Genomic DNA, 19941 nt, shown 5'->3' with positions numbered 1-19941 from the left:
GCCGCCTATTCCGGGCGGATGTTGCCGAGCCGCGCCGTCTCGATCCACATCGCGGCGTCGCGCGCCAGGAAGTCCCGGAAGGCGGCGGGCGAGAGGGCCGGGATCTCGCCGCCGCCGCTTGCCACGCGTTCGGCGAAGCGCGGCGTGCGGGTGGCCGCTGTGATCGCCTCGTGCAGCGCGGCGACCACCGGCGCGGGCATCCCCGCGGGGCCGAGCACGCCGAACCAGGCGGCGGCCGTGCCCACCTCCGGCGCCGCTTCACGCAGGGCGGGGACGTTCGGGAAGGCCGGCAGCCGTGCCTCCCCGGTCACCGCGAGCGGCCGCACCCGTCCCTCCCGCAGCAGCGGCGCCGCGACGTCGAGCGGCGCGAACATCGCGTCCACATGCCCGCCGGTGACGTCGAGCAGCGCCGGGGCGGTGCCGCGATGCGGGATGTCCGGGCCGGTCAGGCGCAGCGCGCTGCGGAACAGCACGGTCTGCATGTGCAGCGAACTGCCGACGCCGCCGATGGCGAAGCTGTAGCGGTCCGGCGTCGCGCGCGCGGCCGCGAGGAAGGCGGGCAGGTCCGCTTCCCGCACGGAGGGCCCGACGACCAGCACGTTGCTCGTCAGCCGCGCCAGCAGGGCGACCGGCGTGAAATCCTCCACCGGGCGATAGGGAAGCTGGCGCATCAGCGCGGCGTTCAGCGTGTGGCTGGTGAAGGCGACGAGCAGCGTGCCGCCATCCGGCGCGGCGCGGGCGACGCCGGTGGCCGCGAGGTTGCCGCCCGCGCCCGTGCGGTTCTCCACCACCACGTTGCGGCCGAGCCGCTCGCGCATCGTCTCCGCCGCCTCCCGCGCCAGCGTGTCGGTCGTGCCGCCCGGGGCGGCGCCGACGACGAGGGTGATGGCGGCGGGCAGCGTCTGCGCACGGGCCGCTAGCGGCGCGGCGAACGCGAGCCCGAGGCCGGCGCGGCGGGTGAGGTGCATGGCGGTCTCCCGGAACCTTCTTCGCGCCGGGAAAAGACGGCGCGCGGCGCCGCCGGTCAAGGCGGGGTCAGCCCTCCTGCTGCTTCGCCGGCAGCACCCGCATCAGCCGGTTCCGCCAGCCCGGCGGCAGCCCGCCCGCCAGCCGCGCCGCGAGGTAGAGCGGCAGCGGATAGGCCACCCGCAGCCGCCCCCGCGCGATGCCGTCGAGGGTGCGGCGCGCGGCCTCCGCGGGTTCCATCAGGAAGGGCATCGGGAAGGGGTTCCGCGCCGTCATGGGCGTACGGACATAGCCCGGGCAGACCGCGTGCAGCCGGATGCCGCGGGCGCGTTCGCTGGCATCCAGCGCCTCCGCCCAGCGCTGCACCGCCGCCTTCGACGCGCAATAGGCCGGCGCCCCCGGCGCCGCGACGAAGGCCGCGAGGGAGGCGATGACGGCGACGCGCCCGCGCAGCCCCCCTGCCCCCGGCGCCTGCGCGGCCATCGCCTCGATCGCCGGCAGGGCGGTGTTCAGCACGCCGGTGACGTTGGTGGCGAAGATGCGGGCCGCCTGCTCCGCCGGTTCGGTCGCAGTGCCGGTGCCGCCGGAGATGCCCGCATTGGCGATGACGAGGTCGAGCCGCCCGGCGCCGCGCACCCAGGCGGCGGTGGCGGCGGCATCGGTCACGTCCAGCACCGCGTCCCGCACCGTGGCGCCACGGGCGCGGCAGGCCTCGGCGGCGGCGGCCAGCCGCCCGGCATCGCGCCCCGCCAGGTGCAGCACCACCCCCGGTGCCGCGCAGCCTTCCGCCAGCGCCCGGCCCAGGCCGGAGGAGGCGCCGGTGACCAGAACCGATGTCCAGGGATATGCCGGCACGCTTGCCCTCCCGCCCGCCGCGGGGGAGAAACCACCCCCATGAGCAAGCTCGCCTCGATGACCGGCTTCGCCCGAGAGGGCGGCACGCTGCCGGATGGTGCCTCCTTCGTCTGGGAACTCCGCAGCGTCAACGGCCGCGGCCTCGACCTGCGGCTGCGGCTGCCCTCGGGGCTCGACGCGCTGGAGCCGGCGCTGCGGGAGGCTACGGGGAAGCGGCTGAAGCGCGGCAACGTCTCCGCCACCCTGACCCTGCGGCGGGAGGAACGGGCGCCGCGGCTGACCCCCGACCCCGCGGCGCTGGAACAGGCGATCGCCCTGGCGGTGGAGGTCGCGCGCCGCATCCCCGGCGCCCCCGCGCCGCGGGCCGAGGCCGTGCTGTCCCTGCCCGGCGTGCTGCGCGCCGAGGCGGCGGAACCCGACGATGCGGCGGAGGAGGCGCGCCGCGTTGCCCTTGCCGCCGCCTTCGCCCGCGCGCTGGACGGGCTGGCGGAGGCCCGCGCGCGGGAAGGCGCGCAGCTTGCCGCCATCCTGGCCGCCCTGCTCGACGAGATCGCGGCCCTGCGGGAGGCCGCGGCGGCCGAGGCCGCGGGCCAGCCCGCAGCCCAGCGCGCCCGGCTGCTGGAGAACCTGGCCGCCCTGCTGGGCGAGGGCGACCTGCGCGCCCGCGTGCCGGAGGAGCGGCTGGCGCAGGAGGTCGCGCTGCTGGCGCAGCGGTCCGACGTGCGGGAGGAGCTGGACCGGCTCTCCGCCCATGTGAACGAGGCGCGGAGCCTGCTGGCCTCGGGCGAGGCGGTGGGCCGCAAGCTGGAATTCCTCACCCAGGAATTCGTGCGCGAGGCCAACACCCTGTGCAGCAAGAGCGCGGGGACGGCGCTGACGCGCATCGGGCTCGACCTCAAGGCCGCGATCGAGCGGCTGCGCGAGCAGGCGGCGAACGTGGAATGAGCGGGGCGGGGATGCGCCGCGGCGTCTGCCTGGTCCTCGCGGCCGCCCCGGGCGGGGGCAAGACCAGCGTGTCGCGCAGGCTGCTCGAGACGGAGCCCGACCTGCAGCTGTCGATCAGCGCCACCACCCGCGCCCCGCGTCCCGCCGAGCAGGAGGGGGTGCACTACTACTTCAAGACGCCGGACGACTTCGCCGCCATGGCGGCGCGCGACGAGTTCCTGGAACATGCGGGCTTCCTCGGCCGCCGCTACGGCACGCCGCGCGCCCCGGTGGAGGCGGCGCTGGCCGAGGGGCGCGACGTGCTGTTCGACATCGAATGGCAGGGGCACCGGCAGCTGAAGGCGAAGATGCCGGCCGATGTGGTGGGCATCTTCCTGCTGCCGCCTTCGATGGGGGAGCTGGAGCGGCGGCTGCGCGGCCGCGGCCAGGACAGCGAGGAGGAGATTGCCCGCCGCCTCGCGGTGGCGCGGGAGGAGATGCGGCACTGGGAGGATTTCGACCATGTCCTCGTCAACCGCGACTTCGACGGCTGCGTGGCGGAGGTGCGGGCGGTGCTGCACGCGGCGCGCAGCGCGCGCGCGCGCCAGCCCTGGCTGCCGCGCTTCGTGGACGGGCTGCTGACCGGGTGAGGGCGGCGCCGCCGTGAACGTCGCCGCCCTGCTCGAGGTGGTGCTGCCCGTCTTCGTGATGGTCGCGCTCGGCTATGGCGCGGCGAAGCGGAAGCTGGTGGGCGACGAGGGGCTGAAGGCGATGGCGCTGTTCGTCTTCGCGCTCGCCGCGCCGGCGCTGCTGTTCTCGGGCGGGACGCGCCCGCATGAGGGCGGGGGCGGCGCCGCGCTCGCGCTGCTGACCGGCTCCGTCCTGGTCTTCGCCGCGGCCGCGGCGGGGGCGCGGCGGCTCGGCGGGTTCAGCCTGCCGGAGGCGTCGATGTTCGCGCTGGCCTGCGTGTTCGGCAATTCGGTGATGATGGGCATCCCCATCATCGTCGCGGCCTACGGGCCGCCGGGCGTGCCGCCGATGCTCGCCATCCTCGGCTTCCAGACGATGGTGCTGCTGGGCATGGCCACCGTGCTGACGGAGGTCGGGCTGAACGCGGCGGCGCCCTGGCGGCGGGTGCTGCTTTCGACGCTGCGGGGGATCGGGCGCAACCCGGTGGTGCTGTCGGTGATCGCCGCCTTCGTCTTCACCGCCTTCGGGCTGCCGGTGCCGGGCGTGGTGCGCCGCACGCTGGACCTGCTGGGCAGCGCCGCGCCGCCGCTGGCGCTGTTCTGCCTCGGCGGCAGCCTGGCGGGCATCGCCGCCGCGGCGGCGTGGAGGGAGACGCTGGCCATCGCCGCGGTGAAGCTGCTGGTCCTGCCGGCGCTGGTCTTCCTGCTGTCGCTGGCCTTCGGGCTGACCCCGATCGAGCAGGCGGTGGCCGTCACCATGGCGGCGCTGCCGACCGGCGCCAACGCCTTCATCCTGGCGCGCCGCTACGCGACGGGGGCCGACCGGTCGGGCAGCGCGGTGGTGCTGACCACCTCCATCTCCGTGCTCACGCTTTCGGCGCTGATCGCGCAGTTCCGGGCCGGGCTGCCGTGACGGGCCGGCGCCGCGCGGCCGGCGTCATGGGCAGGTCCCGGCCCGCGTGCCTGGGGATCCGATGGCGTCAGGCCGCCTTCGGGATGATCCGCCAGGTCGCCTCGGCCCAGGCGAAGTAGAGATCGCGCGCGCGTGTCGCCAGCGGGCCGGGCTGCAACGCGCGGCCCTGCCAGTTGGTGCAGGGCTGCACCTTGCCGTAGTTGCCGGTCGAGAAGATCTCGTCCGCCGTGTCGAGCTCCTCGGGCTTCACCGAACGCTCCTCGACCGGCACGCCGGCCTCGCGCAGCAGGGTCAGCACGCGCTGGCGGGTGATGCCGTTCAGGAAGGTGCCGTTCGGGACCGGGGTGATGACCTTGCCGTCCTTGGCGAACATGACGTTGGCATGGGCGAATTCCGCGACATGGCCCAGCGCGTCGCAGACCAGCGCCGCCTCGAACCCGCGCTCGGCCGCCCAGGACGCGGCGCGGGCGCCGTTGGGGTAGAGGCAGGCGGCCTTGGCGTCGGTCGGCGCCATGTCGGGCGCGGGGCGGCGGAAGGGGGCGAGGCAGGCGGAGAAGCCCTTCCAGGGCGGCAGCGGGCTGTCATAGATGGCCAGGATGAAGTCCGTGCTGTCCGGGTCCGGCCGCGCGGCGCCGAGGCCCTTGCGGACGAAGAACATCGGCCGGATGTAGGTCACGGCGTCCGGGCCCATGCGGCGGATGCCCTCGCGGCACAGCGCCTCGATCTCCTCCGCGGTCTTGGTGGGCTTCATCAGCATGGCCTGCGCGCTGCGCACCGCGCGGCGGCAATGCAGGTCGAGGTCGGGGGCGACGCCGCCGAAGGACCGGCCGCCGTCGAAGATCACGCTGCCCAGCCAGAAGGCATGGTCCATCGGACCGGTGACCTTCGGCTCCTCGGTCAGCCATTCGCCATCGTAGAAATAGACGCCGGCCATGATCTTGGTCCCCACCCGTCGAGGACGACTAGAAAGCACGTCCGGGGGGGAGGTTGAAGGGGGCGCGGACGGCGCCTAGTTTGCCCGCCTCGGATTTTGCGGGGGAAGCGCGATGACGATCCATTTCGTCGTCCATGACGAGGGCGACAGCGTGGGCGTGGTGGTGGTGGAGGGCCTGAAGTCGGGCCAGCGCCTCAACGGCTGGATCATGGACCAGGACAGGATGATCGAGTTCGACGCGAAGTCGGACATCCCGATCGGCCACAAGCTGGCGGTGAAGCCGATCGCGCAGGGCGACACCATCATCAAGTACGGCGTGGACATCGGCCGCGCGGTGGCGGCGATCGGCGCGGGCGAGCACCTGCACGTCCACAACGTCAAGACCAAGCGCTGGTAGGGGGAAGGCGACCATGGGCATGAACCTGAAGGGCGCGAGCTTCGAGGGCTGGCGGCGCGAGAACGGGCGGATGGGCGTGCGCAACCACGTCATCATCCTGCCGGTGGACGACCTGTCCAACGCGGCGGCCGAGGCGGTGGCGAACAACATCAAGGGCGCGCTGGCGATCCCGCACGCCTATGGGCGGCTGCAGTTCGGCGCCGACCTCGACCTGCATTTCCGCACGCTGATCGGCACCGGCGCCAACCCGAATGTCGCGGGCGTCGTCGTCATCGGCATCGAGCCGGGCTGGACGGGGCGGATCGTCGAGGGCATCGCGAAGTCGGGCAAGCCGGTCGAGGGCTTCGCCATCGAGCAGAACGGCGACATCAACACGATCGCCAATGCCTCCCGCGCCGCCTACCGGATGGTGAAGCACGCCTCCCGCCTGAAGAAGACCAAGGCGCCGCTGGTGGAGCTGTGGGTGTCCACCAAGTGCGGCGAGAGCGACACGACCTCCGGCCTCGCCTCCTGCCCCACCGTCGGCAACGCCTTCGACAAGCTTTGGTCCAACGGCAACACGCTGGTCTTCGGCGAGACGTCGGAGATCACGGGCGGCGAGCACCTGGTGGCGCAGCGCTGCAAGACGCCGGAAGTCGCGGCGCAGTTCATGGCGATGTTCGACCGCTACCAGCGGATGATCGAGGCGAACAAGACCAACGACCTGTCCGAGAGCCAGCCGACCAAGGGCAACATCGAGGGTGGCCTGACCACCATCGAGGAGAAGGCGCTCGGCAACATCCAGAAGATCGGCAAGAAGTGCACGGTGGACGGCGTGCTCGACAAGGCCGAGGCGCCGACCCATGCCGGGCTGTGGTTCATGGACAGCTCCTCCGCCGCCGCCGAGATGGTGACGCTGTGCGCGGCGTCCGGCTACGCGGTGCACTTCTTCCCGACAGGCCAGGGCAACGTCATCGGCAACCCGATCCTGCCGGTCATCAAGCTGACGGCGAACCCCCGCACGCAGCGGACGATGAGCGAGCACATCGACGTCGACGTCACCGGGCTGCTGCAGAAGCGGATGAACATGGACGACGCGGGAGAGGCGCTGCTGGACTGCATGCTGCGCACCGCCGAGGGCGAGCTGACCGCGGCCGAACTGCTCGGCCACCGGGAGTTCAGCCTGACGCGACTCTACGAAAGCGCCTGAACCGCACGCCGGGGCGGGATCGGGGGGCGCCGGAGCGATCCGGCGCCCTTCGTCTGTACGGCACGCGGCCACGCCGCTGTCACCGGCCCGGGTCACGGATCACGCAGCTGTGGCCAGGGCGGGCGTAACGACCAAGCTGAATCGTATACCGATTGCCCCCGAAGCGCGCTTCCTTGCGGCAGTTGCAGGGGATACGGCGCATGGCTTTCATCGGACGGGGACGCATCCGCATCGCGCATCGGCGGCAGGCAGCCGATGCCCCCTTCCTCGAGGAGGGCGAGGCCCCGCCCGGGATCAGCGCGAAGGAGGAGGCGGAAAGCCTCGTCATCTGGCGCCGCGCGAAGCGGCGCCAGCGCCGGCCCGATGCGCCGACCTCGCGGGAGCTCGGCACGCTCAGCCTCTACGCCGCGGCGCTGCTGGCGCTGACGCAGATCGAGCGCGCCGTCGAGACGGAGGAGGCGGCCGCGCGGCTCGACCCGCCGGAGGACCCGACGACCGGGGCGGGCGGCGACGGGCCGATGGCCCAGTTCGCCTCCGATACCAGCTTCGTCTACTCGCCCGGCTGGCGCCCCGGCCCGGGCTGGGACAGCGACGGGATGGCCGGCGCGGGCGCCACGCTCTGGGGACCGTTCCGCATCGCTCTCGGCAGTTCCACCGGCTTCGGGGCGATGGGCGACCTCATCGGCCGGGCCGAGGCCGCGACCCTGCCCGCCGCGCTGCGTGGCGCGCCCGTGGCGGAGGCCGCGCCCATCGCCGCGGCGCCGGGCGTCGAGGTTCAGGCACGCCCGGCGCCGGGGGCAGAGGGGATGGACCCTGTGGCAGCCGGCGCGCCGCGCCCCGACATCCGCGCGCCCGAGGCACGCGCCGAGGCACGCGCGGTTGCCGCCCCGGCCGAGCCGTCGGCCCCCGCGGCCCGCCTGCCGGCCGAACAGCCCGCCCCGCGTCCCGCGGGGACCGATGCGTCGCCCGCCGCACGCCCGGTGGACGGCGCCACCGCGCAGACCGCCATGGCCGAGGCCGTCGCCTCCCTGCCCCGCTTCGGCGAGCGTCCGGACCGCGCCGAGCGCGGCTGGGCGGAAGCGCGCCAGGCCGCGGACCCGACCCCTGAGGCGACGGAGAGCCCGGCCGAGGCCGCGCCCGAGCCCAGCCTGGTCGCGGAGCGCGCGCCGCCCGCCCGCGTCGCGCCGGTCCTGGAACGGCTGGTCGAGGTCATCGCACAGCCGGAGGTGGAGGTGGCGGCGGAACGCCCCGGGCGCGGCAGCCGGTCGCCTACGGCCGAGGAGACCGGGCCGCGCGCCGCGCCTCCGCCGGTCGCCGAGGCCGCGCCCGCCGGGATGCCCGGGCCCGGCGGCACGAACCCGGCTGCACCCGGGCAGGTCACCGCGGATGGGGCCGGTCCCGCCGCCGGCAATCCCATCCCCACGCCGCCCGGCCAGATCGTCGCGGGCGCCGTGACGCCTGCCGACGGCACGGCGCCAGGCCAGGGTGGCACTGGTGCCGCCGTGCCGGGCAATGACAACGCGCCAGCAGTGCCGCCGGGGCAGGTCATCGCGGGCGCCGTGACGCCTGCCGATGGCACGGCGCCAGGCCAGGGTGGCACGGGTGCCGCCGTGCCGGGCAATGACAACGCGCCAGCAGTGCCGCCGGGGCAGATCGTCGCGGGCGTCGTGACGGCAGTCGATGGCGGCTTTCCGGGCCAGGGTGGCGCGGGTGCCGCCGTGCCGGGCAATGACAACGCGCCCGCGGTGCCGCCGAGGCAGATCGTCGCGGGCGTCGTGACGGCAGTCGATGGCGGTTTTCCGGGCCAGGGTGGCGCGGGTGCCGCCGTGCCGGGCAACGACAACATGCCGCCGGGCCGGGCCGTGGCGGAGGTTGCGGTGGGGGCGGGTGACAACCATGTCGTCGCGCCAGCGCAGGACGGGGTGGCGGCGCTGCCTGAGGCAGCCCCCCCGCGCCTGTCGCCGCCGGACGGGTCCGGACCCGCGGGACCGGCCATCGCGGCCCTTGTCCGGGCCGAGCGTGGCGTTGCGCACCAGGCAGACGGGGCTGCCGGTTCCGGCCCGTCCGCCGACACCGCCGCCCGGGCCGTGGCCGGCACGGAAACTTCCGCCGCCATCGAGGTGGTGCTGGGCTGGGGCCGCGGGCCCGCACCCATGGCGGCGGTGGCGGAGACGTCGCCGGTGCCGGAGATGCCGGTCCTCGACCTGTCCCCGCCGGCACCGCCGCAGGACCTGCTGATCTGACCGGCGCCGGGGCGGGCGTTGCGCCGCCCGCCCCGGCGGCGCCCTCAGTAGGGCACCTTGTCCGGCTTGGCCGCCCAGTCCCGGAAGACCTCCAGCGCCTCGGCGCCGAGCAGGCGGCGCATGGGCAGGCTGCGCGCCTCGATGGGCTTCGGCACCTCGCGGTACAGCCATTCGTCGTCGAAGCCGATCTCCGCGGCCTGGGCGCGGTCATTCGCGTAGACCACAGCATCGACGCGCGCCCAGTACAAGGCGGCAAGGCACATCGGGCAGGGCTCGCAGCTCGTGTAGACGGTGGCGCCCTTCAGCTCGAAGCGGCCGAGCGCAGCGCAGGCACGGCGGATGGCCACGATCTCGGCATGGGCGGTCGGGTCGTTGGCGGAGGTGACCTGGTTCCACCCCTCCGCCACCACCTGCCCGTCCAGCACGACGACGGCACCGAAGGGACCGCCCGCGCCACCGGCCATGCCCCGCCGTGACAGCGCGATCGCCTGGCGCATGAAGTCCTGGTCGTCCCGCTGCATCGCCCCGGCCTCGACGGAAAAGCTGTGCCGCCGCAAGATCGGGGGCCGCAAGAGGTATCTGCATGCCGCTCGCCCTGTCCATCCTCGACCAGTCGACCATCGCCTCCGGCCGCACCGCCCCCGATGCGATCCGGGAGACGCTGGCCCTGGCCCAGCTGGCCGATCGCTGGGGCTACCGCCGCTACTGGCTGGCGGAGCACCACAACAGCGCCAGCCACGCCGGCAGCGCGCCCGAGATCCTGATCGCCGCCATCGCCGCCACCACCAGCCGCATCCGCATCGGCAGCGCGGGCGTGATGCTGCCGCACTACGCCGCGCTGAAGGTGGCGGAACAGTTCAAGGTGCTCGAAGCCATCGCCCCCGGGCGCATCGACCTCGGCGTCGGGCGCGCGCCGGGCAGCGACGGGCGCACCGCCTTCGCGCTGAACCCGGATGCCGCCGCGGCCGGCGACCGCTTCCCGCAGCAGGTGCAGGACCTGATGGGCTGGCTCGGCGACGGGCTGCCGGAAGGCCATCCCTTCCGCGCCGTCTCCGCGCAGCCGGAAGGTCCGACGCGGCCGGAGGTCTGGATCCTCGGCAGTTCGGATTTCGGCGCGCAGCTCGCCGCCTATTTCGGCCTGCCCTACTGCTTCGCGCATTTCATCACCGACGGCCGCGGCAGCGAGGAGGCGATGGCGCTGTACCGCGACGGCTTCCGCCCCCATCCCGGCACGCCCGGCCGGCTGGCGGCGCCGCATGGCGCGATCGCGGTCGTCGCGCTGACGGCGGGCACCGAGGCGGAGGCCTGGCGGCTGTTCCGCTCGCGCGAGATCTGGCGGCTGTCGCGCGACCGCGGGATCTTCCCGCCGCTGCCGAGCGTGGCGGAGGCGGAAGCACATCCCTGCACGCCGGACGAGCTTACGAAGATCGAACGCAACCGCGCCCGCGCCCTTGTCGGCGCGCCCGAACAGGTGGTGGCGAAGCTGCGCGCCGTGGCGGCGGCGCATGGCGCGGCGGAGGTGGCGGTGCTGACGCCCTGCCACGACCCGGCCGCGCGGCAGGCGAGCTTCCGGCTGCTGGCGGAGGCGAATGCCGCCCTGGCGGCGGCCGCGTAACGTCGCCCGCCGCGCGGCAACGCGGGCGCCGCGCGCCGCGTTGCCGGCCCGCAGGTGCCACGAGCGGGACGAGGGGCGACATGACAGTCAAGGCGATGGCGGCGGGCTTCGCCGCGCTGCTGCTGGCCGGCGGCGCGGTGCTGGCCCAGGGGCAGGGACAGCGCCCGACCACGCCGCAGGCGCAGCCGCAGCCGCAGGCCCGGCCGGCGGCGCTCGACGACGACGCGCTGCACCAGCAGGCGCGCCAGTTCTTCGAACCCATCCCGTCGATGGTGCCGAGCGTCCAGGGCAACCCGGTGACGCGGGAGAAGGTGGAGCTCGGCCGGATGCTGTTCTTCGACCCGCGCCTGTCCGCGAGCGGGGTGCTGAGCTGCAACTCCTGCCACAACCTGGCGATGGGCGGGGCCGACAACGTCGAGACCTCGATCGGCCATGGCTGGCAGCGCGGCAGCCGCAACTCGCCCACCGTGCTCAACGCGGTCTTCAACGTCGCGCAGTTCTGGGACGGCCGCGCGGCGGACCTGCGGAGCCAGGCCACCGGCCCGATCCAGGCGAGCGTCGAGATGGCCGCGACGCCGCAATTCGTCATGGCGGTGCTGACGAGCATCCCGGAATACCGCGACCGCTTCACCCGCGCCTTCCCCGGCGAATCCCAGGCGCTGAGCTTCGACAACCTGGCCCGCGCGATCGAGGCCTTCGAGGCGACGCTGATCACCCCGAATTCGCGCTTCGACCAGTATCTGGAAGGCAACCGCAACATCCTGACCGCGCAGGAACGGCAGGGGCTGGAGCTGTTCATCAGCACCGGCTGCGTCGCCTGCCATGCCGGGCGGAACCTCGGCGGGCAGGACTACTACCCCTTCGGCGTGGTGGAACGTCCGGGCGCCGAGATCCTGCCGCCCGAGGATCGCGGCCGCTTCCAGGTGACGCGCACCGCCACCGACGAATACGTCTTCCGCGCCGTGCCGCTGCGCAACGTCGCGCTGACGATGCCCTATTTCCATTCCGGCAAGGTGTGGGACCTGCGGCAGGCGGTGGCGGTGATGGGCGTCGCGCAGCTCGGCGCGCAGCTCAACCCGGCGGAGGTGGATGCGATCACCGCCTTCCTCCATACGCTGACCGGGGAACAGCCGCGGGTCGAGTTGCCGGTGCTGCCCGCCAGCACGGCGGAAACGCCGCGCCCCTCGCCCGGCGCCATGCCGCAGTCGCAGCAGCAGACGCCCGGGCCGCAGCGATAGGCAGCGGGAGGTTCAGGCCGGGGGGAAGTTCCCCGGCCGCCGCCGGTGGCGCCGCCGCAGGGCACGGGTTGCCGCGGCCTCCACCAGGGCGGGCAGGGCGAGCAGCGGCAGGGTGAGCAGCGCCAACAGGCCGAAGCCCGCGCCCCAGGCGCGGCCGCCGAGCGCCAGAGCGGCGCCCGCCGCCGTCCAGCTTGCCGCATTCGCCGCGATGCCGATGCCGAACAGCCAGCGCAGCCGTGCCAGGCGGCGGGCGGCCAGGGCGGGGTCCTCGTGCGCGGTCCAGGCGGCGCCGCCGGCGCCCACATCGTAGAGCCGCGCCTCATCCACCCGGAAGGGCGGCGGCTTCGCCGTCAGCGGCGGATCACCACGAAGCGGAGCCCGCCCTGCTTGCGGGCGCGCCGCAGGCGCCACCACAGCGAACCCGCGCCCACCAGCCCGGCCACGACCAGCACCGGCAGCACCAGCCCGACGAAGAGCAGCGCCACCCCGGCCAGCACCAGCCCGCCGGCGACCAGCGCCACCAGCAGCGCCACGCCGCCGATGCGCGCCAGCGCGCGGTCCAGCGCCGAGGCGGGCTTCGCCTGCGGCCCGCCGCGGGCGCCCGGCGGCTCCAGGAACTCGCCGTCCGGCGTCATGTCCAGGACGGGCGGGCGTCTCTGCGTGTCCATGCCGCCCATGTTGCCCGCCCCGGCCGGCGCTTCAAGGGCGGTGACGTTCCGTCACGCGACCGGGGCCGCGTCCACCACATGCAGGCAGGCGGTCACGCTGTCGTTCCAGCTTTCGGCGCGCAGGTGCCCGGCCAGGTGCAGGTGCCCCCCGCCGAGCAGCGCGGCGGCAAGCGGCCCTTCCTTGGCGCGGAAGCAGATCCCCTTCAGCCGCCCGCTCCCGCCCTCCCCTTCCAGGAAGCAGCGCACGGTGGCGCCTTCCTTGCCGACGCGGTCGGCGCGGACCACGCGGGCGCGGGCCATCACGAAGACCGGCTCGTCATTGCCGGCGCCGAAGGGGGCGAGCCGCGCGACCTGCTGCGCCACCTCCACCGTGGCGCCCCCCACGGCCAGCGCGCCTTCGACCGGCAGGTCCGCCGCACCCGGCAGGTCCGAGGCGTGGGAGAGGCGTTCGTCGAGGAAGGCGTGCAGCTCCCCTTCCCGCGCCGCGAGGAAGGAGAAGCCGGCCGCCATGGCGTGGCCGCCCCCGGTCTCCAACAGGCCGGACTGCCGCGCGGCGATGATGGCGGCGCCGAGGTCGACGCCCGGCACGGACCGGCCGGAGCCCTTGGCCACCCCCCCCGCCAGCCCGGCGACGCAGGCGGGTCGGTTGAACTTCTCCTTCATGCGGCCGGCGACGATGCCGACCACGCCGGGGTGCCAGCCCTCCCCCACCACCAGCAGCACGGGATGGCCGCGCGCCGCCTGCTTCTCGCAGGCGGCAAGGGCGGCGCCGAGCACCTCGCCCTCCACCTCCTGCCGGCGCTTGTTCACGGCATCCAGCGTCTCCGCCATCGCGCGCGCCTCGACCGCGTCATCCTCCAGCAGCAGGCGCAGGCCGAGATCGGCTTCCGCGATGCGGCCGGAGGCGTTGATGCGCGGGCCGAGCAGGAAGCCGAGCGTGTGGGCGGAAGGCGCGTCCTTCGCGCCCGCCACGTCCAGCAGGGCGGCAAGGCCGGCGCGGTCCCGCCTGGCCATCACCTTCAGCCCCTGCGCGACCAGCGCGCGGTTCAGCCCGGTCAGCGGCATCACGTCGCACACCGTGGCCAGCGCGACGAGGTCGAGCAGGCATCTCAGGTCCGGCTCGGGCCGGGCGGCGAAGGCGCCGCGGCGGCGAAGCTCGCGCAGCGTCGCCACGCCGGTCAGGAAGGCGACGCCGGCCGCGCAGAGGTTGCGCAACCCGCTGGTGCAGTCGAGCCGGTTCGGGTTGACCGCCGCGCGCACCGCCGGCAGCGGCCCTTCCGCCTTGTGGTGGTCGAGGATGACGACATCCGCCCGCCCCTCGGCCGCGGCCAGCGCCGCAGGGGCGGCGATGCCGCAATCCACGGTGACGACCAGCGTCGCGCCGCGGTCGCAGAGCTTCGCGATGGCCGCGGCGTTCGGGCCGTAGCCTTCCGCGATGCGGTCCGGCACGTAGTGGCTGACACGGCAGCCGAGTTCGCGCAGCAGCCGCACGGTCAGCGCGCCGGCGCAGGCGCCGTCCACGTCGTAGTCGCCGAACACCGCCACGCTTTCGCCGCGCTGCGCCGCATCGGCCAGCCGCGCCGCCGCGATGTCCATGTCGCGCAGGGAGGACGGGTCCGGCATCAGCGCGCGCAGCGTGGGCTCCAGGAAATGCGGCGCATCCTCCACGCCGACGCCGCGGGCCGCCAGCAGCCGCCCCACCAGTTCCGGCAGGCCGAGGCGCTGCGCGATGCCGAGGCCGACGCGCGCATCGCCCTGCCGCCAGATCCAGCGGCGGCCGGTGGCGCTGCGCGCGATGCCGAGCGCGGGGGCGTCGCGGTCCGCCCCGTCCATCATCGTCCCGCCCCGCCGGCCACCGGGCGCGCGGTCACGCGCGGAAGGCCGAGGGCTTCAGCGCGAAGTTGTGGTGGCCCTCCACGTAGCGGACGGTGCCGGTCTTGCTGCGCATCACGATCGAATGGGTGACCGCGCCGGTGCCGAAGTGGCGCACGCCCTTCAGCATCGGGCCGGTGGTGACGCCGGTGGCGGCGAACATCACCTCGCCCCGGGCCATGTCCTCGAGCCCGTAGATGCGGTTCGGGTCGTCGATGCCCATCTGGCGCGCGCGGGCCACCTGTTCCTCGTTCTCGAACAGCAGCTTGCCCTGCATCTGCCCGCCGATGCAGCGCAGCGCGGCGGCCGCGAGCACGCCTTCCGGCGCGCCGCCCGAGCCCATGTAGATGTCCACCCCCGCTTCCGGCTGCGACACCGCGACGACGCCCGAGACGTCGCCGTCCGAGATCATCATGATGCGCGCGCCCGCCGCGCGGCAGCGCTTCACGATCTCCTTGTGGCGGTCGCGGTCCAGCAGGCAGACCACCAGGTCCGACACGTCGCGGCCCTTGGCCTTCGCCAGGTTGCGCAGGTTCTCCTCGACCCCCGCATCCATGTGGACCACGCCCTCGGGCAGGCCGGGGCCGACGGCGATCTTCTCCATGTAGATGTCGGGGGCGTGCAGGAAGCCGCCCTTCTGCGCCAGCGCGACCACCGCCATCGCGTTGGGGCCGCCCTTGGCGGTCAGCGTCGTGCCCTCCAGCGGGTCCACCGCGATGTCCACCTCGGTCCCGCCGCCGGCGCGGGCGTAGAGCCCGACCTTCTCGCCGATGTAGAGCATCGGCGCCTCGTCCATCTCCCCCTCGCCGATCACCACGGTGCCGGAGATGGCGACGGTGTCGAAGGCCTTGCGCATCGCCTCCACCGCCGCGCCGTCGGCCGCGTTCTTGTCCCCCTTGCCCATCCAGCGGCTGGCGGCGAGCGCCGCCGCTTCCGTCACGCGCACCAGTTCGAGGGCGAGGTTGCGGTCGACATGGACCTCGTCGTGACGGTCGGCCATGGGGTTCCTCCTGCGGATCGACCTTCCTTATACCAGCGCCGCCGGAGTCTGCTGCCCCCCTTCCGGCATCCGGGCCACGCCCCTCGCGCCCGGCGCCGGGGGGCGGCATCATGCGGCGCCGATCCGGGGAGGGACCGCCAGATGAAGCTGCCGAGCCATGCGCGCTACGCGCCGAGCGCCATCACCTCCCGCCCCGGATATGCCTGGCCGGGCGGGGCGCGGCTGGCGGTGCAGGTCTTCACCAACATCGAGCACCACGCCTTCCGCGCCGGCCTCGGCAGCGACAGCACGATGCACGGCGCGCCGCAGACCCAGCGCAACTACGCCTGGCGCGACTACGGCAACCGGGTGGGCATCTGGAACATCCTGGAGATGCTGGACGAGCTCGGCCTGCCGGCCGCGCACAACTGCAACAGCAGCGTGCTGGACCACATGCCGGAGATCGGGCGCGCGATCGCCGCGCGGGGCGACGAATTCGTGGGCCATGGCCGCACCAACGCCGAACGCCAGGACACCATGTGGGAGGAGGATGAGCGTCTGCTGATCCGCCAGACGCGGGACGGCATCGCGCGCCATGCCGGGGCCGCGCCGCGCGGCTGGCTCGGCCCCTGGCTGGCGCAGAGCAACGCGACGCCCGACCTGCTGAGGGAGGAGGGGTTCGGCTACATGATGGACTGGCCCGCCGACGATCAGCCCTTCTGGATGGCCACCCGCGCCGGCCCGATCCTGTCGATCCCCTATGGCATCGAGCTGAACGACAGCCCGGCCATCGTCTTCCGCCACGCAACCGCGCGCGACTTCGCGCGGATGGTGGTGGACCAGTTCGACGAGATGCTGGCGCAGTCCGCGCGCCGCCCGCTGGTGTGCAGCATCGTCCTGCACAGCTTCGTGGTCGGCCAGCCCTTCCGCCTGCGCCCGCTGCGCGACGCGCTGCGCCACATCCTGGACCATCGGGACCGGGTCTGGCTCGCCCGGCCGGGGGAGATGTTCGACCATGTGGCCGCCCTGCCGCGCGGCGTGGTTCCGGGGTCGGAGATGCTGGCGCCGGCATGATCCCCGGGGCATCGCCGGCGGGTTCGGCAAGGTCCCGCATCGGTCGCGCGGCGCCGATCCTGCGTGAATTCTGCAACCGCGACCGCGGAATTCGCGGGCGGATTTCCGCGGTTCGATCCGGTTCCCTGGACGGACCCGATCGTTTTTTCTGTCGGTCTCCGCGGATACTGACTATGCTTGGCGCATGAGCTCATTCAACAAGACGCCTCTCTCCCGCCCCCAGCAGAGCCCGGCCTTCAAGGGCGACAGCTTCAACCAGCGCATGAACGCCTCCGGCAGCGCCAAGGAAGCCATGCTGGCGCGCTTCCGCTCGAAGCGGGATGCCGACGACCCCGCCCTGGCCGAGCAGCAGGCCGCGCAGGTCGCGGTCAGCGAGGCGCGGGAGGCGCGGCAGGCCGAACGCCGCGCGGTGCGCGAGGCGGAAGCCGCGCAGCAGGCCGTGGAGGCCGAGGAGCGGAAGGTGCAGGCGGCGCAGCAGCAGGCCGCCGAGGCTGCGCGCGCGGCCGACGAACTCGTCCAGGCCGAGACGCTGAAGGCCGACCAGAAGGCGGCGCGGGACGCCCGCTACGCCGCGCGCAAGGCGCGCCGCGGCTGAAGCGCGGGGCGCGGCCGCTTCGGGCCGCGCCGCCCTGGGCTACAGGTTCTCGATCCGGATCAGCGCCGGCTTCTCGAGCACGGTCTGCAACGCCTCGATCCGGGCGAGGGCGGCGCGCATCTGCGCCTCCTCGCAGTCATGCGTGGTCACCACCACCGGCACCGCCTCGCCCGGCTTGCGCCCGCGCTGGAGCATGCTCTCGAGGCTGATCTGGTGGTCGCGCAGCGCCGCGGTGACATCGGCGATCACGCCCGGGCGGTCCACCACCATCAGGCGCAGGTAGTAGGCGCCGACGCGGTGCTCCATCGGGATCGAGGGCAGCGCCGACAGCGCGCCGTTGGACGCGCCCCAGACCGGCGTCAGCCTTCCGCGCGCGATGTCGATGAGGTCGGCCACCACCGCGGAAGCCGTCGGTCCCGCGCCCGCACCACGGCCTTCGAGGACCACGCGGCCGACGAAGTCGCCTTCCGCCACCACCGCGTTGAAGACGCCGTCCACCCGCGCGATCGGATGCGCGATCGGCACCATGCAGGGATGCACCCGCGTCTCGATCCCGTGGTCGCCGCGCCGCGCGATGCCGAGCAGCTTGATGCGGTACCCGAGTTCCTCGGCCAGGCGGATGTCGAGGGCGGAGATGCTGCGGATGCCCTCGACATGCACGGCGCCGAAATCCACCGGGCGGCCGAAGGCCAGCGCGGCGAGGATGGCGAGCTTGTGGGCGGCGTCGATGCCGTCCACGTCGAAGCCTGGGTCGGCCTCGGCGTAGCCGAGCTTCTGCGCCTCGGCCAGGGCTTCCGCGAATTCGCGCCCGCGCTCGCGCATCTGCGTCAGGATGTAGTTGCAGGTGCCGTTGAGGATGCCGAGCACGCGTGACAGGTCGTTGGCCGCGAGCCCTTCGCGGATCGCCTTGATGGCGGGGATGCCGCCGGCGACCGATGCCTCGAAGCCGAGGGGGACGCCCTTCGCCTCCGCCGCCGCCGCGATCTCGGCGCCGTGCACCGCGAGCAGCGCCTTGTTGGCGGTCACCACCGGCTTGCCCGCGGCGATGGCCGCGCGCACCAGGTCGGCCGCCGGGCCCTGGATGCCGCCGATGGTCTCCACCACCACGTCCACATTCGGGTCGTGCGCCAGCGCCACCGGGTCGTCGTACCAGCGCAGGCCGGAGAGCGGAACACCGCGGTCGCGCGTGCGGTCGCGCGCCGAGACGGCGGTGACCGCGATCGGCCGCCCGGCGCGGCCCGCGACGGTTGCCGCATTGTCACGAAGCAGGGTCAGCACCCCGGCGCCGACCGTGCCCAGGCCGGCCACACCCACAGCAAGAGGCTTGTTCATCGCGTCAGCATCCGGTTCCGGCGGTGAGGCAGCCGGAGACGGGGCCCGGCATCGAAGGGGGGCATCGCAGGGTCACGCGGCATCCACCTCCATGCCGTCCACCGGGCCGGCATTGTCGGCGGAGAGGAAGGTGCGGATGCCGCGCAGCGCCTGGCGGATGCGGTGGTTGTTCTCGACCAGCGCGATGCGGACATGCTCGTCGCCATGCTCGCCGAAGCCGAGGCCGGGCGCGACGGCGACCTTCGCCTTCTCCAGCAGCAGCTTCGAGAAGCCGACGGAGCCGAGATGGCGGAAGCGGTCGGGGATCGGCGCCCAGAGGAACATCGAGCCCTCGGGGCTCGGCACGTTCCAGCCCGCGGCGCGCAGGCCCTTCACCAGCACGTCGCGGCGGTCGCGGTACAGCTCGCGCATCTCCGCCACGCAGTCCTGCGGTCCGTTCAGCGCGGCCACCGCCGCGACCTGGATCGGCGTGAAGGCGCCGTAGTCGAGATAGGACTTCACCCGCGCCAGCGCCGCGATCAGCCGCGGGTTGCCGGCGGCGAAGCCCATCCGCCAGCCCGGCATGTTGTAGGTCTTGGACATGGAGGTGAACTCCACCGTCACCTCCTTCGCGCCCGGGATCTCGAGCACGGAGGGCGGCGGGTTCGCCTCGTCGAAATACAGCTCGGCATAGGCGAGGTCGGAGAGGATGAACAAGCCGTGCCGCCGCGCCATCGCGACGAGGTCCTTGTAGAACTCCCGGCTGGCGAGGAGCGCGGTCGGGTTCGAGGGGAAGTTCACGATCAGCGCGGTGGGCTTCGGCACGGAATGGCGCACCGCGCGGTCGATCGCCTCCAGCATCGCGTCGTCCGGCGTGTAGGGGATGGACCGCGCGGAGGCGCCGGCGATGATGAAGCCGAACTGGTGGATCGGGTAGGAGGGGTTCGGCACCAGGATGGTGTCGCCCGGCGAGGAGATGGCCTGCGCCAGGTTCGCCAGCCCCTCCTTGCTGCCGAGCGTGGCCACCACCTCCGTCTCGGGGTCGAGCTTCACGCCGAAGCGCCGCGCGTAGTAGCCGGCCAGCGCGCGCCGCAGCCCGGGGATGCCCTTCGACATCGAATAGCGGTGGGTGCGCGGGTCCTGCACCGCCTCGACCAGCTTGGCCACGATGTGCGGCGGCGTCGGGCTGTCCGGGTTGCCCATGCCGAGGTCGACGATGTCCTCGCCGACGCCGCGCGCCTTCGCCTTCGCCCCGTTCACCTCGGCGAAGACATAGGGCGGCAGGCGCCGGATGCGGTGGAACTCCTCGGTCATCGTCGTCGTCCGTCTGCGTTCGGGATGCAGGATAGCGGGTCGTCCGGGCGCTTGTTAGCCCGCCCTTGCCCATGGCGCGAGCGCCGGCGCCGCTCAGCTGCGGCGGGGCGCGAGCAGGTCCGGCGCGGGCGCGGGCGGCGGCGCCAGCAACTCCGGCAGCGGCGC

General features: G+C 73.9%; 20 protein-coding genes. 10 read left to right on the top strand and 10 right to left on the bottom strand.

Features of this window, described 5'->3' with window-relative positions; genetic code table 11:
• Nucleotides 1-5: 5 nt before the first annotated feature.
• Together ACK8OX_RS22040 and ACK8OX_RS22035 are read right to left on the bottom strand one after the other, a co-directional pair.
• Nucleotides 6-968: a Bug family tripartite tricarboxylate transporter substrate binding protein gene (locus tag ACK8OX_RS22040; RefSeq protein ID WP_430666414.1), complete on the bottom strand. Its 963-nt coding sequence runs from the start codon at nucleotides 966-968 to the stop codon at nucleotides 6-8.
• Between the two features lie 67 nt (nucleotides 969-1035).
• A complete protein-coding gene (locus ACK8OX_RS22035) occupies nucleotides 1036-1821 on the bottom strand; it encodes an SDR family NAD(P)-dependent oxidoreductase (protein WP_430666413.1) in 786 nt (261 codons plus the stop codon).
• 39 nt (nucleotides 1822-1860) lie between these two features.
• On the opposite strand from ACK8OX_RS22035, the gene ACK8OX_RS22030 reads away from it, so the two are divergent.
• Genes ACK8OX_RS22030 through ACK8OX_RS22020 form a run of 3 tightly spaced genes read left to right on the top strand, consistent with a single transcriptional unit; the run spans nucleotide 1861 to nucleotide 4347 of the window.
• Nucleotides 1861-2766 (top strand): YicC/YloC family endoribonuclease, encoded by a 906-nt coding sequence (locus tag ACK8OX_RS22030; RefSeq protein ID WP_430666412.1) that lies wholly within the window; start codon nucleotides 1861-1863, stop codon nucleotides 2764-2766.
• A complete protein-coding gene (gene gmk, locus ACK8OX_RS22025) occupies nucleotides 2763-3395 on the top strand; it encodes a guanylate kinase (RefSeq protein ID WP_430666411.1) in 633 nt (210 codons plus the stop codon). Before ACK8OX_RS22030 ends, gmk begins: the two co-directional genes overlap by 4 nt.
• A gap of 13 nt (nucleotides 3396-3408) precedes the next feature.
• Nucleotides 3409-4347: an AEC family transporter gene (locus tag ACK8OX_RS22020; protein WP_430666410.1), complete on the top strand. Its 939-nt coding sequence runs from the start codon at nucleotides 3409-3411 to the stop codon at nucleotides 4345-4347.
• A gap of 67 nt (nucleotides 4348-4414) precedes the next feature.
• On the opposite strand, the gene ACK8OX_RS22015 is transcribed toward ACK8OX_RS22020, so the two are convergent.
• The gene (locus ACK8OX_RS22015) at nucleotides 4415-5296 is read right to left on the bottom strand and encodes a branched-chain amino acid aminotransferase (protein WP_430666409.1); all 882 of its coding nucleotides are present in this window, start codon (nucleotides 5294-5296) and stop codon (nucleotides 4415-4417) included.
• A gap of 97 nt (nucleotides 5297-5393) precedes the next feature.
• On the opposite strand from ACK8OX_RS22015, the gene ACK8OX_RS22010 reads away from it, so the two are divergent.
• The 3 genes from ACK8OX_RS22010 (at nucleotide 5394) to ACK8OX_RS22000 (ending at nucleotide 9110) form a co-directional block, all read left to right on the top strand.
• The gene (locus ACK8OX_RS22010) at nucleotides 5394-5678 is read left to right on the top strand and encodes a UxaA family hydrolase (RefSeq protein ID WP_430666408.1); all 285 of its coding nucleotides are present in this window, start codon (nucleotides 5394-5396) and stop codon (nucleotides 5676-5678) included.
• 13 nt (nucleotides 5679-5691) lie between these two features.
• The gene (locus tag ACK8OX_RS22005) at nucleotides 5692-6867 is read left to right on the top strand and encodes a UxaA family hydrolase (protein WP_430666407.1); all 1176 of its coding nucleotides are present in this window, start codon (nucleotides 5692-5694) and stop codon (nucleotides 6865-6867) included.
• 200 nt (nucleotides 6868-7067) lie between these two features.
• Nucleotides 7068-9110, top strand: coding sequence for a hypothetical protein (locus ACK8OX_RS22000; RefSeq protein WP_430666406.1), 2043 nt, complete (start codon nucleotides 7068-7070; stop codon nucleotides 9108-9110).
• 44 nt (nucleotides 9111-9154) lie between these two features.
• Here ACK8OX_RS22000 and ACK8OX_RS21995 read toward each other — a convergent pair whose 3' ends face one another.
• Entirely contained in the window at nucleotides 9155-9631 is a 477-nt protein-coding gene (locus tag ACK8OX_RS21995) for a nucleoside deaminase (RefSeq protein WP_430666405.1), read from the bottom strand.
• A gap of 62 nt (nucleotides 9632-9693) precedes the next feature.
• Here ACK8OX_RS21995 and ACK8OX_RS21990 point away from each other — a divergent pair, with 62 nt between their 5' ends.
• Nucleotides 9694-10725: an LLM class flavin-dependent oxidoreductase gene (locus ACK8OX_RS21990; protein ID WP_430666403.1), complete on the top strand. Its 1032-nt coding sequence runs from the start codon at nucleotides 9694-9696 to the stop codon at nucleotides 10723-10725.
• An 80-nt stretch (nucleotides 10726-10805) separates the two neighbouring features.
• Nucleotides 10806-11963, top strand: a complete 1158-nt coding sequence (locus ACK8OX_RS21985) for a cytochrome-c peroxidase (protein WP_430666402.1) — start codon at nucleotides 10806-10808, stop codon at nucleotides 11961-11963.
• Between the two features lie 12 nt (nucleotides 11964-11975).
• On the opposite strand, the gene ACK8OX_RS21980 is transcribed toward ACK8OX_RS21985, so the two are convergent.
• The 4 genes from ACK8OX_RS21980 to glpX are packed head-to-tail and all read right to left on the bottom strand — an operon-like array spanning nucleotide 11976 to nucleotide 15503.
• Entirely contained in the window at nucleotides 11976-12290 is a 315-nt protein-coding gene (locus ACK8OX_RS21980; RefSeq protein ID WP_430666401.1) for a hypothetical protein, read from the bottom strand.
• A gap of 23 nt (nucleotides 12291-12313) precedes the next feature.
• Nucleotides 12314-12631 (bottom strand): hypothetical protein, encoded by a 318-nt coding sequence (locus tag ACK8OX_RS21975; protein WP_430666400.1) that lies wholly within the window; start codon nucleotides 12629-12631, stop codon nucleotides 12314-12316.
• Nucleotides 12632-12682: 51 nt separating this feature from the next.
• Complete coding sequence (recJ, locus tag ACK8OX_RS21970; protein ID WP_430666399.1) at nucleotides 12683-14467, bottom strand: single-stranded-DNA-specific exonuclease RecJ; 1785 nt, start codon at nucleotides 14465-14467, stop codon at nucleotides 12683-12685.
• Between the two features lie 31 nt (nucleotides 14468-14498).
• Nucleotides 14499-15503, bottom strand: a complete 1005-nt coding sequence (gene glpX, locus ACK8OX_RS21965; protein ID WP_430666398.1) for a class II fructose-bisphosphatase — start codon at nucleotides 15501-15503, stop codon at nucleotides 14499-14501.
• Between the two features lie 141 nt (nucleotides 15504-15644).
• On the opposite strand from glpX, the gene ACK8OX_RS21960 reads away from it, so the two are divergent.
• Together ACK8OX_RS21960 and ACK8OX_RS21955 are read left to right on the top strand one after the other, a co-directional pair.
• Nucleotides 15645-16556 carry a polysaccharide deacetylase family protein gene (locus ACK8OX_RS21960; protein ID WP_430666397.1) on the top strand — a complete coding sequence of 304 codons (912 nt, stop codon included), beginning with the start codon at nucleotides 15645-15647 and terminating at the stop codon, nucleotides 16554-16556.
• Between the two features lie 184 nt (nucleotides 16557-16740).
• A complete protein-coding gene (locus ACK8OX_RS21955) occupies nucleotides 16741-17151 on the top strand; it encodes a DUF6481 family protein (RefSeq protein WP_430666396.1) in 411 nt (136 codons plus the stop codon).
• A gap of 39 nt (nucleotides 17152-17190) precedes the next feature.
• Here ACK8OX_RS21955 and ACK8OX_RS21950 read toward each other — a convergent pair whose 3' ends face one another.
• Nucleotides 17191-18483, bottom strand: a complete 1293-nt coding sequence (locus ACK8OX_RS21950) for a homoserine dehydrogenase (protein WP_430666394.1) — start codon at nucleotides 18481-18483, stop codon at nucleotides 17191-17193.
• Nucleotides 18484-18555: 72 nt separating this feature from the next.
• Nucleotides 18556-19776 carry an LL-diaminopimelate aminotransferase gene (locus ACK8OX_RS21945; RefSeq protein ID WP_430666393.1) on the bottom strand — a complete coding sequence of 407 codons (1221 nt, stop codon included), beginning with the start codon at nucleotides 19774-19776 and terminating at the stop codon, nucleotides 18556-18558.
• Nucleotides 19777-19941: the final 165 nt, after the last annotated feature.

It is taken from the genome of Falsiroseomonas sp. CW058, assembly GCF_050563535.1.
In the GTDB taxonomy this organism is placed as follows: domain Bacteria; phylum Pseudomonadota; class Alphaproteobacteria; order Acetobacterales; family Acetobacteraceae; genus Falsiroseomonas.
The sequence above is the reverse complement of the archived record's forward strand: the minus strand, read 5'-3'. Positions and strand labels throughout refer to the sequence as shown.

What these genes read in the sequence shown, in the direction of transcription:
- ACK8OX_RS22040 (WP_430666414.1), bottom strand. Translation starts at nt 968, where the DNA reads ATGCACCTCACCCGCCGCGCCGGCCTCGGGCTCGCGTTCGCCGCGCCG.
- ACK8OX_RS22030 (WP_430666412.1), top strand. Translation starts at nt 1,861, where the DNA reads ATGAGCAAGCTCGCCTCGATGACCGGCTTCGCCCGAGAGGGCGGCACG.
- gmk (WP_430666411.1), top strand. Translation starts at nt 2,763, where the DNA reads ATGAGCGGGGCGGGGATGCGCCGCGGCGTCTGCCTGGTCCTCGCGGCC.
- ACK8OX_RS22010 (WP_430666408.1), top strand. Translation starts at nt 5,394, where the DNA reads ATGACGATCCATTTCGTCGTCCATGACGAGGGCGACAGCGTGGGCGTG.
- ACK8OX_RS22005 (WP_430666407.1), top strand. Translation starts at nt 5,692, where the DNA reads ATGGGCATGAACCTGAAGGGCGCGAGCTTCGAGGGCTGGCGGCGCGAG.
- ACK8OX_RS22000 (WP_430666406.1), top strand. Translation starts at nt 7,068, where the DNA reads ATGGCTTTCATCGGACGGGGACGCATCCGCATCGCGCATCGGCGGCAG.
- ACK8OX_RS21995 (WP_430666405.1), bottom strand. Translation starts at nt 9,631, where the DNA reads ATGCAGCGGGACGACCAGGACTTCATGCGCCAGGCGATCGCGCTGTCA.
- ACK8OX_RS21990 (WP_430666403.1), top strand. Translation starts at nt 9,694, where the DNA reads ATGCCGCTCGCCCTGTCCATCCTCGACCAGTCGACCATCGCCTCCGGC.
- ACK8OX_RS21985 (WP_430666402.1), top strand. Translation starts at nt 10,806, where the DNA reads ATGACAGTCAAGGCGATGGCGGCGGGCTTCGCCGCGCTGCTGCTGGCC.
- ACK8OX_RS21975 (WP_430666400.1), bottom strand. Translation starts at nt 12,631, where the DNA reads ATGGACACGCAGAGACGCCCGCCCGTCCTGGACATGACGCCGGACGGC.
- recJ (WP_430666399.1), bottom strand. Translation starts at nt 14,467, where the DNA reads ATGATGGACGGGGCGGACCGCGACGCCCCCGCGCTCGGCATCGCGCGC.
- glpX (WP_430666398.1), bottom strand. Translation starts at nt 15,503, where the DNA reads ATGGCCGACCGTCACGACGAGGTCCATGTCGACCGCAACCTCGCCCTC.
- ACK8OX_RS21960 (WP_430666397.1), top strand. Translation starts at nt 15,645, where the DNA reads ATGAAGCTGCCGAGCCATGCGCGCTACGCGCCGAGCGCCATCACCTCC.
- ACK8OX_RS21955 (WP_430666396.1), top strand. Translation starts at nt 16,741, where the DNA reads ATGAGCTCATTCAACAAGACGCCTCTCTCCCGCCCCCAGCAGAGCCCG.
- ACK8OX_RS21950 (WP_430666394.1), bottom strand. Translation starts at nt 18,483, where the DNA reads ATGAACAAGCCTCTTGCTGTGGGTGTGGCCGGCCTGGGCACGGTCGGC.
- ACK8OX_RS21945 (WP_430666393.1), bottom strand. Translation starts at nt 19,776, where the DNA reads ATGACCGAGGAGTTCCACCGCATCCGGCGCCTGCCGCCCTATGTCTTC.